General features: G+C 56.1%; 16 protein-coding genes. 6 read left to right on the plus strand and 10 right to left on the minus strand.

The features are described from left to right. Positions 1-193 precede the first annotated feature (193 nt). Entirely contained in the window at positions 194-1333 is a 1140-nt protein-coding gene (gene mnmA / locus E9531_RS05440; protein ID WP_136572746.1) for a tRNA 2-thiouridine(34) synthase MnmA, read from the plus strand. Positions 1334-1728: 395 nt separating this feature from the next. On the opposite strand, the gene E9531_RS05445 is transcribed toward mnmA, so the two are convergent. Beyond that, complete coding sequence (locus E9531_RS05445) at positions 1729-2670, minus strand: LysR family transcriptional regulator (RefSeq protein WP_244609998.1); 942 nt, start codon at positions 2668-2670, stop codon at positions 1729-1731. Positions 2671-2718: 48 nt separating this feature from the next. On the opposite strand from E9531_RS05445, the gene E9531_RS05450 reads away from it, so the two are divergent. Both E9531_RS05450 and E9531_RS05455 read left to right on the plus strand, forming a co-directional pair. Further along, the gene (locus tag E9531_RS05450; RefSeq protein WP_136572747.1) at positions 2719-3240 is read left to right on the plus strand and encodes a CidA/LrgA family protein; all 522 of its coding nucleotides are present in this window, start codon (positions 2719-2721) and stop codon (positions 3238-3240) included. A 2-nt stretch (positions 3241-3242) separates the two neighbouring features. Then, positions 3243-3935 carry an LrgB family protein gene (locus E9531_RS05455; protein ID WP_342210845.1) on the plus strand — a complete coding sequence of 231 codons (693 nt, stop codon included), beginning with the start codon at positions 3243-3245 and terminating at the stop codon, positions 3933-3935. A 170-nt stretch (positions 3936-4105) separates the two neighbouring features. Here the strand turns inward: E9531_RS05455 and E9531_RS05460 are convergent, their stop codons facing one another. From E9531_RS05460 to E9531_RS05500, 9 genes are all read right to left on the minus strand, one after another. Beyond that, positions 4106-5680: a gamma-glutamyltransferase family protein gene (locus tag E9531_RS05460; RefSeq protein ID WP_136572905.1), complete on the minus strand. Its 1575-nt coding sequence runs from the start codon at positions 5678-5680 to the stop codon at positions 4106-4108. A gap of 280 nt (positions 5681-5960) precedes the next feature. Then, a complete protein-coding gene (locus E9531_RS05465; protein ID WP_136572749.1) occupies positions 5961-6470 on the minus strand; it encodes a flavin reductase family protein in 510 nt (169 codons plus the stop codon). A gap of 76 nt (positions 6471-6546) precedes the next feature. After that, positions 6547-7866 (minus strand): LLM class flavin-dependent oxidoreductase, encoded by a 1320-nt coding sequence (locus tag E9531_RS05470; protein WP_136572750.1) that lies wholly within the window; start codon positions 7864-7866, stop codon positions 6547-6549. 123 nt (positions 7867-7989) lie between these two features. Continuing rightward, positions 7990-8694 (minus strand): ABC transporter ATP-binding protein, encoded by a 705-nt coding sequence (locus E9531_RS05475; protein ID WP_136572751.1) that lies wholly within the window; start codon positions 8692-8694, stop codon positions 7990-7992. After that, positions 8681-9463 carry an ABC transporter ATP-binding protein gene (locus E9531_RS05480; RefSeq protein WP_136572752.1) on the minus strand — a complete coding sequence of 261 codons (783 nt, stop codon included), beginning with the start codon at positions 9461-9463 and terminating at the stop codon, positions 8681-8683. The genes E9531_RS05475 and E9531_RS05480 overlap by 14 nt, the downstream gene beginning before the upstream one ends. Next, positions 9460-10512, minus strand: coding sequence for a branched-chain amino acid ABC transporter permease (locus E9531_RS05485; protein ID WP_136572753.1), 1053 nt, complete (start codon positions 10510-10512; stop codon positions 9460-9462). Before E9531_RS05485 ends, E9531_RS05480 begins: the two co-directional genes overlap by 4 nt. A gap of 1 nt (position 10513) precedes the next feature. Then, entirely contained in the window at positions 10514-11386 is an 873-nt protein-coding gene (locus E9531_RS05490) for a branched-chain amino acid ABC transporter permease (protein WP_136572754.1), read from the minus strand. A 153-nt stretch (positions 11387-11539) separates the two neighbouring features. Further along, the gene (locus tag E9531_RS05495; protein ID WP_211343375.1) at positions 11540-12697 is read right to left on the minus strand and encodes an ABC transporter substrate-binding protein; all 1158 of its coding nucleotides are present in this window, start codon (positions 12695-12697) and stop codon (positions 11540-11542) included. A 321-nt stretch (positions 12698-13018) separates the two neighbouring features. Then, a complete protein-coding gene (locus E9531_RS05500; protein WP_136572755.1) occupies positions 13019-14305 on the minus strand; it encodes an amidohydrolase/deacetylase family metallohydrolase in 1287 nt (428 codons plus the stop codon). 236 nt (positions 14306-14541) lie between these two features. Here E9531_RS05500 and E9531_RS05505 point away from each other — a divergent pair, with 236 nt between their 5' ends. The 3 genes from E9531_RS05505 to ispF all read left to right on the plus strand — a co-directional run bounded on the left by E9531_RS05505 (position 14542) and on the right by ispF (position 16562). Continuing rightward, positions 14542-15123 (plus strand): MarR family winged helix-turn-helix transcriptional regulator, encoded by a 582-nt coding sequence (locus tag E9531_RS05505; protein ID WP_211343376.1) that lies wholly within the window; start codon positions 14542-14544, stop codon positions 15121-15123. Between the two features lie 108 nt (positions 15124-15231). After that, positions 15232-16047: a 2-C-methyl-D-erythritol 4-phosphate cytidylyltransferase gene (ispD, locus tag E9531_RS05510; RefSeq protein WP_136572756.1), complete on the plus strand. Its 816-nt coding sequence runs from the start codon at positions 15232-15234 to the stop codon at positions 16045-16047. Continuing rightward, on the plus strand, positions 16044-16562 hold the full coding sequence (ispF, locus tag E9531_RS05515; protein WP_136572757.1) for a 2-C-methyl-D-erythritol 2,4-cyclodiphosphate synthase: 519 nt from the start codon (positions 16044-16046) through the stop codon (positions 16560-16562). The genes ispD and ispF overlap by 4 nt, the downstream gene beginning before the upstream one ends. Positions 16563-16601: the final 39 nt, after the last annotated feature.

Here is a 16601-nt window from a genome sequence, read left to right on the forward strand (position 1 = left end):
ACATGGGCTTTGGCGGCACTGGCACTGCTGATGGCCTGTGCGGCTAGCGCACGGCCTTGGCGCCGCGCTAAGGTGGGAGGGTAAGGGGGAGTTGAGGGGCTACTACACCTTTGATCGCCTATCGCGCAGGGCGGCAGGGTTTGCAACGCCCTACACCAGCAAACCCCTGCGCCAGGGCGCATAATTTCGCCCCATGACACAGAAACAGCGCATCGTAGTAGGGTTGAGTGGCGGCGTGGACTCCGCCGTCAGTGCTTGGCTTTTGAAACAAGCCGGGCATGAGGTCGTGGGTATCTTCATGAAGAACTGGGAAGATGACGACGACAGCGAATTTTGTTCCAGTCGGCAAGACTTTCTTGATGCCGCAGCCGTGGCTGACGTGATTGGCATTGAGATTGAGCATGTCAACTTCGCAGCCGAATACAAAGACCGTGTGTTCGCTGAATTTCTACGCGAATACCAAGCAGGTCGCACCCCCAACCCTGATGTGCTGTGCAATGCAGAGATCAAGTTCAAGGCGTTTTTAGACCATGCCATGCGCTTGGGTGCAGAGCGCATTGCCACAGGCCACTACGCGCGTGCGCGCCTGAATGCCACAACAGGCCTGCATGAACTGCTAAAGGGCGTTGACCCAAGCAAAGACCAGAGCTATTTTTTGCACCGCCTCTCGCAAGCGCAATTGGCCAAAACCTTGTTCCCTGTGGGCGAAATCCACAAGATTGAAGTGCGGCGCATTGCCGAAGAGATTGGTTTACCCAATGCCACAAAGAAAGATTCGACCGGTATTTGCTTTATTGGCGAACGGCCTTTCCGCGAGTTCCTCAACCGCTATATCGCGCATCAACCCGGGGCGATCGTGGATGAACAAGGCCGAAAAATCGGCAAACATGTTGGCCTGTCGTTCTATACGCTTGGCCAACGTCAAGGCTTAGGCATTGGTGGCGTGAAAGAAAAAGGCGCGCCACGCGGCAGCGGCGAGCACCAGCCTTGGTTTGTGGCCAGCAAAGATTTGAAGCGCAATACCTTGCAAGTGGTGCAAGGCCACGACCACCCCGCCCTACTGTCCCCCACATTAGAGGCAGGACAAGCGAGCTGGATTGCGGGCCACGCACCAGCGTCAGGCGCGTATGCTGCCAAAACCCGCTACCGCCAAAGTGATTCGGCCTGTACCTTGGTGGCGGCGGATGAGGCGGCACGTTTTGCACTGTCATTCAGCGAATCGCAATGGGCCGTCACACCCGGACAATCGGCTGTGTTGTACGACGGGGAGGTGTGTTTAGGAGGCGGCATTATTGAGCATGCAGCGCCATTGGCTGTCGTTGGCAAGCCCTAAATATGTTGGATCACCACGCAGACTGCGTTGGAGTCCAAAAGGATGCGATGCGGGGCAAAGACCGCGGTCGGGCTATCTACCAGGCGAGAATTTGTAACGCAGCAGCCGCCTTTTGAGTGCCAACCCAAAGGGCAATGCCTCAGAAAGAGCGCATTGCGGGTTGTCTGTTTAGCGCTTGTACGTAGGCGTACGCCAGTACCATCCCGGGAAAAACATCCAGAATGTGTTTGCTAGGAAAGGTCTGTAAAACTCCCTGTTGTGGTCTGAGCGCGGTCTAAAGCGATCCGCTGCGTTGTCTTTTTCGTCCATAGCTGCGGCTATGGCCTTCAAAAGACGCCTTGCGGCTCATCCTGATACCTCACTCATTCCTGCAACGAGGGTTTTGCAGACCTTCCCTAGGTGTTGCAACCTATCTCTGGGTTGAGCTGTTCCTGCGCCAGCGCAAGCCACTTTTGGGCTGCAGGTGAGAGTTGGCGCTTCTTGGGCCACACCAGCGCCAACTGCCACACCGTACCTTCAGCCGGGGCCAAGGGCACAAAACGTGTTTGGGGCTGTACACGGCCCTGCACCATGATTTCTGGCAAAAAAGCCACGCCATAACCGGCAGCCACTAAAGCCATTACAAAATCAATTTGGCCGCTGTGGGTGGCTTCCTGGGGTTCGAACCCCTGCAACCGGCACGCCTGCTGCAATTGCGCATTGAGGGCAAAACCAGCTTCGAAAAAAATAAACGGTGTGTCTGCCAGTTCTGCCAAGGCAATTTGTGCACGGTGCGCCAGCGGGTGGTCTACAGCCAGCACGGCCATTAAACGGCTTTGGAACACAAACTGCGATTGCAAGACCTCAGAAACAGGCAGCAAGGTTGCGGCCAACTCAATCTCACCAGCCAACAGCAGTTGTTCTAAATGGCGGCTGCCATGTTCTTCCAAATGGATCTCAATGTGCGCAAAGCGCTTGCGGTACGTCACAAACAAGGGGGCGAACAGGCGCGCACTGCCAATAGGCGGCAGGCCCAAGCGCAGCACACCACGTTGCAGCCCTTGCAATTGGGCCAGTTCTTCATCCATGCGTTTGAGATCCTCCAGCACGCTATGCGCATGGGCCAACACAATCTCACCAGCAGCCGTAGGCCGCAATGGGGCCACACTGCGCTCGAGCAGTTGCGCCCCTACTTCCTGCTCCAACTGCTGAATGGCCTTACTCACCGTGGATTGGGTGGCGTGGGTGGCTTGCGCAGCAGCAGTAAAACTGCCAGTTCGAACCACCTGCACCAGCATTTCCAGTAAGCGCGTGCGCATGACAGCTCCTTGTGTATTCAAATATGGAATAAATAACATGAATATTATTCCCTTTGAGAATTCGACACAAAGTCTTATCTTTGTGCAATGCAACATTTTTCTTCGCTGGCCAGCCGCTTCACGTTGGCCAGTTTGCGGCAATCTCTCCTGCGCGTGCGGCAGCTAAGCCTGCCTGAACTGGGGCAGTCCATTGCACAGACAGCGGCGTTTCAAATCGCACTGCTCATCGGCGTGTGGTGGCTGGCTGCGCGCGCAGCCGGCTGGTTTGGTCTTGCTCAGTTGGGCAATGTCGTTGGCATGCTGGCTCTGTGGCTGCTGCTGATTAACAACCGTTTGCGCCTGGCTCGGGTGCAGGCGGGTGCGCATTGGTTGATCAAACACATGCTGCTGTTTTTCATTCCTGCTGTGCTGGTGGTGTTGGACCATCAAGAACTGCTGGGCTGGGTAGGCGTGAAGTTGTTTTTCATCATAGTGCTGGGCACGCTGGTGGTCATGGCGTGCACGGCGTTGAGCATTGAGTGGTACTTGCGACTGGTGCGCCATCGCAAAGCTTTGCGCCGATTACGCACGCGCCAGTTGCGCCCTCATGCAGAGAACAGGCAGGCATGAACATGGTCATCAATACCTTGGTTTGGTCGGCATTGACGCTCGCCGTATACGCAGTAGCACGGCACTTTTACTTAAAAACCAAGCGCTGGTACTGCTCACCACTGCTGCTGGCGCCCGTTGTACTGATGGTGGTCATGCTGGGCCTGCACGTCAGCTACCGCCAATACATTCAAGGCACGCATTGGCTGATGCTGATGCTGGGGCCAGTCACCGTTGCTTTTGCCGTGCCCATTTATGAGCACCGCGCTTTGCTTCGCCAATACTGGCCCGTGATGGTCTTGGGTGCGTTTGTGGGCAGTGTGGTGTCGCTGTTGAGTGCGTGGTTGTTGGCACGTGAATTGAATCTCTCGGCGGCCTTGCAGCTGAGCTTGATGCCACGCTCGGTCACCACGCCGTTTGCGGTCACCGTCTCCGACAAACTGGGTGGCTTGCCTGACTTGACGTCCGCCTTCGTGATCGTCACCGGCCTGTGTGGCGCCGCCTTGGGCAACGGTTTGCTGCGCTACTTGCATGTGCATTCTGGGGTGGCCCGAGGCGCCTTGTTTGGCATGGGCGCCCACGGTGCAGGTGTAGCCAAAGCGCAAGAGCTGGGCCAGGAAGAAGGCACAGTTGCAGGCTTGGTGATGATTTTGGCGGGCCTGATGAACCTGGCACTACTGCCCTTGGTGCAGGCTGCTTTACAGGCCGTACATTAAGCCCCGGCTACCTGCATGCCAACCCACCCGGCGTTGACGGCTGAGGCCAGACGCACAGCCCCAAGTACCAGACAAAACACTCGCAACGAATGCGACGCACGCAGCATGCCGCACAGCAAAGGCGTAGCCTATATACATAACACCTGAAGCGACAACACCTGCGCCGGTTTTCACCACCCCAACGCCGCCCCATCGCTGCGCGGATCGTTGCCGCCTTCGAGCGTGCCGTTGGGGTGCCGGACAATCGCACCGGCATGGCCCATGGTTTCGTCATACGCGTTCAGCACGTCCACCTCATGGCCCATTTGGCGCAAGGCCTCGATGGTTTCTGCGGGAAAGCGCGACTCCAATTTCAATGATTCGCTGGTCTGCCCCCATGTGCGGCCCAACAGCCAGCGCGGCGCGGCAATAGCTGCTTGCGGATTCATGCCAAAGTAAGCGATACGGCTAAATACGGCACTTTGCGATTGCGGCTGACCATCACCGCCCATATTGCCGTATACCATGCAGCGCCCATCGTCGAACTGCGCCATGGCTGGGTTGAGCGTATGAAACGGTTTACGCCCTGGCATCAATGGGTTGAGCGCATTGGCATCGAGCGAGAAGCTGCAACCGCGGTTTTGCCAGTTCACGCCTGATTCTGGCAACACAAGGCCACTGCCAAACTCATGGTAGATGCTTTGGATGAAGCTCACGGCAACCCCTTGGTGATCGATCACGCCCATCCAGACCGTATCAGCCGGCCCTTTGCCATTGCCCCACGGCTGGGCTTGGTGTGGGTCAATACCAGCGGCGAGTTGGTCCAACGCATCGGTTTGAAGGAAGTTAGCAGGGTTCACGGCCATGTAGGCAGGGTCGGTGATATAGCGATCACGTACGGCAAAGGCTTGCTTGGTGGCCTCGACGCAAGCATGCACATAGCTGGCAGAGGTGGGCGTCATCTTCTTAACATCAACAAGACGGTCGAGCTGGCCCAAAATCATCAGCGAGACCAAGCCTTGTGTAGGGGGCGGCATGTTGTAGATGCGACCCAAAGAGTGCTGCAGCACTAGCGCTTCTGTCACCACCGCGTGGTGCGCAGCCAAATCGGCTTGCGAGAGGGGACTGCCCAAGCCTTGCAGGTCACGCGCCATGCTGGCGGCCAAATCGCCCCGGTAAAAATCATCCAAGCCCGCTTGCGCCAGCCGCTCCAGCGTCGCCGCCAAACGGGGCTGGCGAAAGATGCTGCCAGCTGCCGGAACGTGGCCGTCAGCGGTCAGAAATGTCTCGGAAAAACCGGCAATGTGTTGCAAACCATCGAGCTTTTGCGCGGTGCAGTTGGCTTGGCTTTGCGTGACAGGAATACCATCGCGCGCATAGGCAATGGCATCGGCCAGCAAACGCTCTAATGGCAGCTTGGCACCCAACTCCTGACGGGCATAACTGAGCGCGGCATCCCATCCGGAGATAGTGCCAGCCACCGTATTGGCCGCCACCCCACCACGAAAAGGAATGCTGGCAAGCCCTTGGCTGCGCAGTGCCTCGGCGTTGACTGCTTGCGCTGCTGCGCCACAGGCATCAATGCCAATGGGTGCCTGACCTGGTTTGGCAATCAGCCAGAAGCCATCGCCACCAATACTGTTCATGTGTGGGTAAACCACCGCAATGGTAGAGGCAGCAGCAACCATGGCCTCCACAGCATTGCCACCTTCGCGCAGCACGGCCAGCGCGCTTTGGCTGGCCAGCGCATTGGGGGCGGTAACCATGCCGCGAACTCCGCGCGCGGGGTTGGGGGTGAAAGAAGTAGACACTTGATTTCTCCTGATAGAGCAATGGCGTGAGCCATCAACTACGCACGTGTAATGCAAAGTCCGCACGACCCAGCACGCCAGGCATCAGACATGTTGTTAGCGCCGCTAACACAGCCCTTGATATGCCGCGACACCACTTGGCGTACCACCCGAACTGCCTTAGGTTTTGCATCTTGGGTTTTGCGCCTAGTCTTCAGCCGCACACTTTCGGTTTTTCGGGTTGCGTTAACCGCCATTAATGCGACGCTGGAATGGGTTCAAGAGTGGCAAATTGCCCTTCCAACCAGCCAAGCGGCGCTGCGCCACCATCGCGGCCAACTACAGCCTCCACCTCGCCAATAAAAAGCGTATGCGATCCGAACGGAACAGTCTGGCGAACGGTACAGAAAATCGCAGCGCAGGCAGATGGAAGAAAAGGCATGCCGTCTTGCGTGCTCCAATCATTGGTGCTAAAGCGCTCATGACGGCGGGCACTGTCGGCAAACGGAGCGACCAGATCGGATTGGTCTACGGCCAGCAGGTTGATGCAAAATCGCCCCGCTTGTGCGATGGGGCCACAAGCGCTGGCTGTGTTGTTGATCGAAATCAGCATGGAGGGCGGATCCATTGATACCGGGATTACCGCCGAAGCGGCCATACCCATTGGCTGCTGCGTTTGCGCGTCGAGCGTGGTGATCAAGGAGATGGGCCCTGGCATGCGGCGCATGGCAGATTTCAGCAGGTCTTTGTGCGTGGTGATAGTCATCTTGGTGTCTCAATCGTAGCCTTGAGCACGGTAGCGGGCCATTGACAGCGCCGCCACCGTGGCCGAGTGGGAGGATTTAGAACGTTTCAACGCCCAGGTTTTCGCGCAGTGTGTTGCCGGTGTACTCTTTGCGGAAGATGCCACGCGCTTGCAACTCTGGCACCACGCGCTGCACAAAGGCTTCGACCCCGACTGGAAAGTGTGTGGGCACGGCTAAGAAGCCGTCGCAGGCGTCGTTGTCCAGCCACTCTTGCATGGTGTCAGCAATGGTGGTGGGTGTACCCACCAACTTCATGTAACTGCCTTCGGCAAAGCGCCGTGCTGTTTGCAAGATGGAGAGGTTCTCGCTGCGCGCCAGATTGACGATGGCTTCGCGGTGGGATTTGCCGGCATTGGTTTCTGGCAAATCAGGCATCGGGCCGTTCAGGTCGTAATCGCGGAAGTTCAGGCCACCTGAATGCGGCATCAAGTGGGTGATAGCCAAATCTTCGGGGATCAAATCGCGCATCTTCTCGCGGAAGGCTTGCGCTTCTGCCACCGTATCGCCCACGATCGGGGTGATGCCGGGCAGCACCTTGATTTTGTTCGGGTCACGGCCAAAACGGGCCGCACGTTGGCGAATGTCTTCGCGGAAGGCGCGACTGGCGGCCATGTCGGTTTGCAAGGTGAAGACCACATCAGCCGTGCGTGCTGCCAGCTCGCGGCCTGGTTCGGATGAACCTGCTTGGAAAATCACAGGCCGACCTTGCGGGCTCTTGCCCATCGTCAATGGCCCGCGCACTTTGAAGAACTTGCCTTCGTGCTGCAAAAAGTGCATTTTTTTGACGTCAAAGTACAGGCCTTTTTCTTTGTCGCGCAGGACGGCACCATCCTCCCAACTGTCCCACAGGCCGGTCACCACATCGACAAACTCACTGGCGCGCTCGTAACGATCAGCATGCCCTGCGTGCGCATCCATGCCAAAGTTTTGGGCTTCACTTTCGTTGAAGGAGGTTACAAGGTTCCAGCCTGCACGCCCTTTGCTGATGAAGTCGATGGAGGCAAAACGGCGTGCCACGTTGTAGGGCTCGTTATAGCTGGCAGTTGATGTCGCAGCCAGCCCCAGATGTTTGGTCGCCATGGCCAAGGCGGGCAACAGCATCATGGGGTCAAAGTGGATCGAGCGGGGGTTGGCCGCGCCATAGGTATCGCCTTTCATGATGTCGTTGCTGCGGGGGATCGCGGCTTGGTCTTCAAAGAAGATCGCGTCCAGCTTGGCCGCTTCGGCAAGCTGCGCGGCGCGCACGTAGTGGTCGATGCCAACGTCCACTTCAGGGATGGCGTCGGGCAGGCGCCAAGCGCCCAGATGTTGACCGGGGAACAGAAAGAGCGCCAAGCTCATCATTTTGTTGCTCATGGTTGCGTCCTTGTTAATGTGAAAAGTGAAATGGATAGGCCCGCTGCTGCGGTATTGCCGCTGTCGGTTTTTCTACAAGAGGAGATGCGCTGCGAAGTGGAAATAGAGGTCTGCATGGCATTGCTAGCCCCCCAGATAGGCTTTTCGAATGTCTTGATTAGCAAGCATTTGAGCGGCACTGCCGTGGGTAACGATGCGGCCGTTCTCCAGCAGATACGCCCGGTCGCACATCTCCAACGCGGCATAAGCGTTTTGCTCGACCAACAAGACCGTCACGCCTTCGGTGCGTATTTCAGTGATGAGCGAGAAAATCTGCTCGACAATATTTGGCGCTAGCCCCAATGAAGGCTCATCAAACATCACCAGCCGAGGTCTAGCCATCAGGGCCCGTGCAATGGCCAGCATTTGCTGCTCACCGCCCGAGAGCGTTCCAGCCACTTGCTGGTGGCGTTCGCGCAGGCGAGGAAAGCGGTCAAACATGTGCTCCATGTCGCGTTTGACACGCTGGCGGTCCTGGCGCCTGTAGGCACCCATTTCCAGGTTCTCGCGCACAGTCAGAAGTGGAAAGACACGGCGCCCTTCTGGGCAGTGGGAAATTCCGCTTTCAATCACTTGCGCAGGCGATACGCCCGAAATCACATCCCCATTGAAAACAATACGGCCGTTAGCCAGTGGCTCCAATCCATTGATCGCCCGCAGCGTGGTGGATTTCCCCGCCCCATTGGCCCCAATCAAGGTCACCAATTCGCCTTCATGCACTTCCAAGCTGATCTGTGCAACGCCACAGGTCGCGCCGTAATTCACTGAAACCTGTTCAAGCTTGAGCATTTTTGATCCCCGATCCCAAGTACGCACGTATGACTTCCGAATTACTCTGAATGTCTGCTGGGGTGCCCGTGGCAATCAAACGGCCATGGTTAAGCACCACGATGGTGTCTGAAATGCTCATGACCATATGCATGTCGTGCTCGACCAACAGCACCGTGACACCGCTGGAGCGGATACGCCCAATCATGTGCTTGAAGTCCTCCGTCTCAGAAGGATTCAAGCCGGCTGCAGGCTCATCGAGCAACAACACACGCGGCTTGGCGGCAAGCGCCAGCCCCACGCCCAGAATGCGTTGTTCGCCATACGACAAGTTGCTGGCCAATTCATCTGCACGGTGCGCCAACCCCAAAAACTCCAACAGCGCTTGCGCGTCTTGCCGCAGTTGCGCTTCTTGCACACGAAAGGCAGGGGTGCGCAGCAAGGCTTGCCAGAACCCGGTCGTGCCTTGCAGGTGTAAAGCTGTCAGCAAGTTGTCGCGCACGGTGCAGGCGGGAAACACACTGGTGCGCTGAAAGCTGCGAATCAAACCACTCTTGGCCACTTGCTCTGGAGTTTGGTTTGTCACGCCCTCACCAAACAGACTGACTTGCCCTGTAGTGGGCCGCATGTAGCCGGAAATCACATTGAAAGTGGTGGTCTTGCCCGCACCGTTGGGGCCAATCAAACTCACAATCTGGCCCGCAGGCACATCAAAGCTGATGCCATCGACTGCCTTCAAGCCTGCGATGTGCATGCTGATGTTGTCTAAACGCAATGCAACAGCACTCATACTGCCTCCTTGTGTTGTACAGCTGGCTTGGCCGGGGCCGCAGCGCGAGCTGGAAGCAATCGACGCACCAACGATGCAACAGCGGGCACAATGCCTTGGGGCATGAAGGTCAGCACCACAATCATGAGTACGCCATAAATGATCCACTGCACCTCTGGTGCAACGGTGCCGCGCAACAGCTCTGGCAGCATGCCAAACAGCAGCCCCCCCACGACTGGCCCGGCCAACGTACCTTTGCCACCGATGATGACCATGATGATCATCGTCACGGTGAACATGAACATGAACACATCCGGATCGATGATGCGCACGGTATGGGCATACAGCGCCCCTGCCGCACCAGCAATGGCAGCGGCCACAATCGTGGCGATGATGAGGTAGTGTGTGACCTTGATGCCTACAGAACGCGCCAGTGTTTCGTTCTCACGAAAAGCCACCATGGCACGTCCAAGCCGGCTGTGCACCATTGCTGCTACCACCAGGTATGCCAACGTGGCCACTACCAAGATCAGGTAATAAGTGGACTTTTTGCTCACCAGATTGACCAGACCATCGGGCGTCCACAACGTGAGCGCCGGGATGCTGTTGAGAGCCATAGGCCCTTCGGTCAAGTCCACCCAATTGATGGCGACCATGCGCATGACCTGCGCAAAGCAAATGGTCACAATCACAAAATAAGCGCCGCGCACTTTGAAGGCCAGTTTTCCAATCAACCAGCCAGCCAAGCCTGCTGCCACAATGGCGCTCGCAAAGGCGACCCACACCGGTTTGGGCTGCACCACCCAGGGCTGCTGTAGCCAGGGCAAATGCAAGTCGAATCCCAACGACAACAAAGCCGACGTGTAAGCCCCGATACCGAAAAAGGCAACATGCCCCAGGCTCAACTGCCCCGTAAAACCCAGCAACAAATTCAAACTGATGGCAGCCACAATAAAGATGCCTGTCGAGGCCAGAATCGACAGCAGATAGGGATCTGGCATGGCCACCGGCAGTAAAGCCAGCAGCAGCACGCTGCCCAAAAACAAGCTTGCATGGAGTTTTCGCATCATGTCACCCCACCCGTTGTTTAGTGGCAAACAAACCCTGCGGGCGTAGCACCATGATGGCCAGAATGATCAAAAAGCCAAAGGCGTCGCGATACGCGGTTGAGATGTAGCCAGCACCAAACTCCTCGACAAAAGCCAGCACAAATCCCCCAATGGCAGCGCCACTGATACTGCCCAAGCCCCCCAAAATAACGATGGCAAAGGCTTTGAGATTGACCAGATCACCCATGGTCGGACTCACCACGAATACGGGCGCCAGCAATGCACCAGCCACTGACGCCATGCTCGAACCCAAGGCGAAGGTGAACATGTAGATGCGTGAGACGTTCACGCCCACAATCTTGGCGGCATCCTTGTCTTGAAATGTCGAGCGCATGGCCAGGCCAATGCGTGACTTCTCAATCATGAAATAAAACACCACCAGCAAAAAGATGGCTGTGCAGAGCACAAAAATGCGAATGGGCGAAATGGACACGCCTGCCCACTGCAAAGATTGCGTGCCAAACGGCGATTGCACGGCCTTAGCCACACCACCCCACAGCCACAGCTCGGTGTTTTGCATGATCAGCATCAACGCAATCATGATGAGCATGATTTCGTCCATCGCCTCTAGCTTGCGTCTGCGCAGCAGAAAGAACTCCACCAATGCACCGAACGCAAAGCCAATAATGCCGGCCAGCACCAAAGTGCCAAAAAAATTCAGCCCCATTAAGGAAACGAATCCATAGGTAACATAGGCGCCGAGCGCATAGAACTCTCCATGCGCAAAATTCACGACCTTCATGATCCCGAAAATCAAGGTCAAGCCAATCCCAAGCAAGGCATAGGTTGACCCCATGACCATGCCATTGGCAGTGTGTTGAAAAAACTGTTCCATCGTGCAATCTCCTGGCAAAGGCGCCCTTGCGACTCTGTCGGTTCATCGTGCTGTTGGTGGCGGGGCTCAGCGCACAGGCCAAGCACCCAAGAGAGGTGTGCTGGAGCCAAGCGAATGCCCGCAACAACTCCAGCCAGAGCCCCCGTGTCTGATTTACTTCACCGATGGCTCACCATCTTTGAGTTCGACCACATACACATTCGGCGTGGCCTGACCGCTTTCCTTGCCCTCAGGACCTACTTTGGAGAACGCGATATCCCCATTGACCCCCGGTATGCTGACTTTCCACAGTGCTTGCCGGATCGCCTCAGGCTCTGCCTTGCCCGCTAAGCGAATGCCTTCGGCAATGGCCAGAATGCCGTCATAGCCGCGAAAGCCTTCTGTCTGCCCCGCAAAATCAAGGCCCTTGGCCTTCCAGCCATCCATGAATTCCTTGGCGACTTCTGGATGCTTGGCTTTTTCAACAGCCCATGGCGCGAAAAACAGCAAGTGCTGGCTGGCATAGCCTTTGGCAGCCGGCGCTTTGAGCAGCAGCTCAGGAAATGAGCCGCCAGTGGTGATAACCCGTTGCGGCAAATTTTGCTCACTAGCCTGGCGAATAGCCAAGGTCAGTTGCTCAATGCCCGAAGTCACGATCAAGGTGTCAGAGCCTGTGCCTTTGAGTGTGGCCAATTGGGCGGACAGATCGGTCGCATCGGCCGTCATGGTTTCCATACGACCAACGGCAATCCCCTTGCTCTCGAACATCTTCTTGAATTCAGCTGCCGCGCCCAAACCCCAGTCGTTGTTGACCGAGAGGAAATCGACCTTTTTGATAGCTGGCGAGTATGAATCAACCAATGTGGCAAAGGCCTTGGCTTCCATTTCTGAGGTTGGGCTGGTGCGGAAAATCCATGGATTGCCTGCGGCTGTAATCTTGCCCGAAGAGGCTGTCTCTACCACCATCGGAACACCGTACTCTTCCAGCTTAGGCATCACAGCAAGCGTGTAGGTCGAGCTCCATGCGCCCATCAGCACGGGCACTTTGTCGCGCAAAATCAATTTTTCGACCGAATTCACAGCTTCACGCGGGTTGGACTTGTTGTCCTCAATCACCAATTCCAACGGCTTACCGAGCACGCCCCCTTTTTTATTGATGACTTCGGCGGCAATTTTTGCGCCCTCAGTCACATAGTTACCAGAAGCGGCAACCGCACCGGTCAAGGGTTCGGAAATCCCAATCTTGACTGTGTCTTGCGCATGTGCGGCAACAGCAGTCACCAACAGGGCCCCCGACAAGGCCTTTTTCATGAGGGGAAAATGCTTTTTCATGGCTCGCAATCCTTCTAAACGTGTAGGAACAACTTGGCATTGATGGAGTGGCACACCGCCCCTTGGCTTCCTTGCACCGCAAGCGGCGAAAGGTTGGCATGCGCTGGGTAAATAACCATCCGCATGCACCAAAGTAAGTGGTACACCACATATGCAATATCCGGGCCAATCTTGGATACAAGATTGGCGGCGCCAATCACACTTGCTCAACCGTTGAAGAACCGTCTTAGTGCATTGCTGCACTGTTTATGGTGCATGCGAATCCAAAAATGGGCATTGCCCTGCTGCGTTATTTGGCCGCGAAGCACTTTCGAACACGCTTTATGCCGCCTCCAACTCAACCTGGGTGCGCAGTGTGGGCAAAATCGGCGCATCGGCCTCAAAACGCTCTCCTGCGCGATAGCAGAACAAGGGTTTGAGCTGACGGTCAATAGCCACCTGCGTGCCCTCGTTATCTTGGATGATCCATTTGCCACGCATGTCTTCCAGCACGGATACATCTGCAACACCACCGACTTTGAGGGTTCCGATTTCCCCCTCCATCCCCGCCAAGCGGGCCGCATTGCTGGTCACCATGGCCACCACATGGTTCAAAGGCAGGCCCAAAGCCAGCATACTGGTCATCGCAGAGACCAGACCAAAGCGTTCGTTGCCTTTGAAAATATGCACACTTTCATCAGGATGCCAGTCGGGCGTTCCTGGTGGCGGAGGAACGATGGTGTTGTAGCCATGCATATCAGCACCCAATGTGTCGGGAATGATCCCCGCATCCAATACAATCCGAGCGGTATTGAAGCTGAAATGCGAACCATGGCCCACATCAATTTTCAGTCCTCTTGCGATCGCTTCTTTGACCATCGGGTGGATGCTGCCATTGAGCTCCACAAACCCGCCTGGATGCCGACTAAATGGATGCGCAAGTATGTCCCCCGCTTTAAGCAAATCAACCACTTGGTTGAAGATGCTGTCCGGGTTGACGTCTCTGGCCCCACTCTCTGGCTTGGGCCACAATTGCCCGAAGTGGATATACACCGGCAAGTTGGACTCTTGACCAATTTGGGCTGCCATCTTCATCACATCCAAGCCCCAACGGGCAAAGCCGCCAATTTCGGCATGGGCCTTGAGCCCTTTGACCAGGTCCTTATTAGTTTGCGCCGACTTCACAGTGGCCTCAACATCCAGACAGGCCGGACGGTACAACTCTGGATAGTAATGTCCTTCAAGCCCCCCCACCAAATAGGCAGACAGGTACGACAAAATCCGCGTTTTTGAAGGCTGCGCAATGTAGCGACGAAACCCAGGCAAGGTAATGCAACTGGCACCACCTTGGTCCACCATGGTGGTCACACCTGAATGCACACCGCACATATCAGGATTCAAACCAAAGCGCCCTGTCACGCCTTGATAGATGTGACCATGCGTGTCGATCAAGCCAGGCAACACGAGCTTGCCACGACAATCCACGACTGTCACGTCAGACTCTGCAGCGCTATCCAGACACTCACCAATGGCGCTGATGTTGCTCCCATCGATCAGAACATCGCGTACAGCATCGAGATTGGCTGCTGGGTCAATCACCCGCCCCCCTTTGAGTAATACCTTCTTCATGGTCACATCCTTTCGTGGTTTAAATGAAATATATGAGAGGTATACCACATATATACATCAATACACCATCTCCAAAACTGCTCCGATGCAGTTTTCTTAGGTACACCACTTATTCCGTCAGATTTGCGCTATAGCACCCACTCTCTCGATACACTTGTGTGTCTCACGTGGTAAGCCATTGTTTTCCGTTAGCAAACCGTTGTGACAAGCCTTCTATGAACATGCCGAGCGCTTCCATGCCCCAATCCAGCAAACGCAACACCCCATCGCCCGCAAAAACCGTGGCAAAAACGGCAATACAAGTAAAGCCAACTGACAAGATGCCCCCCGCGTCAAAGGCCACTGCCAAAAAGTCAAAAAAAACCAGTACCGCGCTATGGAATCGACCTGGCTTTCTGATTCGCAGGCTGCACCAAATTCACTGCGCGCTGTTTGCAGAAGAGACTCCTGACGCCAACATTACTCCTGTGCAATACAGCTTGCTGTCAACGCTGCAAGAACACGGCGAGCTGGATCAAAACTCTCTGTCTCATCGCATTGGGCTTGAGCGCACCAGCGTGGCCGAAGTCTTACCTCGCCTTGAAGACCGTAAGCTCATCGAACGCAAACGCAGCGAACTTGATGGACGCATTCGACTGGTCGCACTAACAACCGAAGGCCAAACCTTGCTCGACGCCATGTCTGCAGCTGTTGCGCGTGCACACGCACGCACGGTCGAAGCACTATCGCCAGCCGAACGCAAGGAACTGATTCGAATGATGACGCTTTTGGTCCAGGCCGATACCAGTGAGCGAGCGCCCCTTCTGAAACAGCGATAAGCATCAGTTCAGAATTGCATAGAGAACGGTCTCACAGGCTCAAAACACAAGGATAAAACGCATTACACGACGGCATATACAGCGCGACCGGGCTCTACAATCGCATCCATGTCACCAGCCTCCGCCTCATCTTTGCATCGTATCTGGGCCGTTATCCCTGCCGCAGGCATTGGCCAGCGTGCGGTGGCGCATTCAACAGCAGCCGCCACTACACAACCGCCACTACCAAAACAGTACCACCGCCTACTAGGCCGCAGTTTGCTGGCCCATACCTTGCATGCATTTGCACAGGTGCCCACCATCTGCCACACCGTTGTGGTGATTGCCCCAGACGACACGGTATTTGCCAGTCAAACCGAGCATGCCTTTGCACGCACACAAGCTTGGCCAGTGGGCGGCGCCAGCAGAGCCGCCTCAGTGCGCAATGGCTTGGCGGTGTTGGCAACGCATTACCAGGCACAACCAGAGGATTGGGTGTTGGTACACGACGCAGCGCGTTGTTTGATTACGCCAGAGTGGATTGAACGGCTGATTCAGGCATGCCAAAACGATGCGATTGGTGGCTTACTGGCCTTGCCGCTGCCTGACACCTTGAAAGAAGAGCAACCACGCAGCGCATCAAGTGGCCTGGATGAAGGGGGGAAACCTGCACGCGTAGCCCAAACCGTGCCACGCAGCGGAAAATGGTTGGCACACACCCCACAAATGTTCCGTTTGGGCCTGCTTCAGGCTGCGCTAGATGGCAACAACCTGCCTTCCATCACCGATGAGGCCAGTGCGATCGAACTGGCTGGGCACGCGCCACAATTGGTGCCATCAAGTGCACAGAACTTCAAAGTCACCTACCCCGAAGATTTCGCTTTGGCCGAAGCGGTGTTACGCGCTCGGAACGAAGTGGCCTCCCCAATGAAAGACGTTTTATGAACCAGCCCTCTAGCAACGCCGCTCCCCTTGCTTTTCGTATTGGCGAAGGTTGGGACACGCACGCTCTTGTGCCAGGTCGCCCCCTGATTCTGGGGGGAGTCACCATTGCCCACTCGGCAGGCCTGCTTGGCCACTCCGATGCAGATGTACTGCTGCACGCCATCACCGATGCGTTGCTTGGCGCTGCTGGATTGGGCGATATTGGCAGACATTTCCCCGACACAGATTCCGCCTTCAAGGGTGCAGACTCAACCGTGCTATTGCAAGAAGCGTATCGGCGTGTGCAAGGCGCTGGCTGGGTGATTGGCAATATCGACAGCACCATCATCGCCCAAGCCCCCAAGTTGGCGCCACATATGCCAGCCATGCACGCCCACGTTGCGGCAGCTTTGCAGTTGCCTGTGGCACACGTCAATATCAAAGCCAAAACGGCAGAAAAACTCGGCCCTGTAGGGCGTGGCGAATCAATGGAAGCACGCGCAATAGTGGTGCTGTTCGCAGCACCCCAAACGTAATATTCGTCCTCAAAGCGTTTTTACGCTCTCATGGAGCAC

Origin of the sequence: Lampropedia puyangensis (assembly GCF_004833285.1) — a bacterium.
GTDB classification, from domain to species: Bacteria; Pseudomonadota; Gammaproteobacteria; order Burkholderiales; family Burkholderiaceae_C; genus Lampropedia; species Lampropedia puyangensis.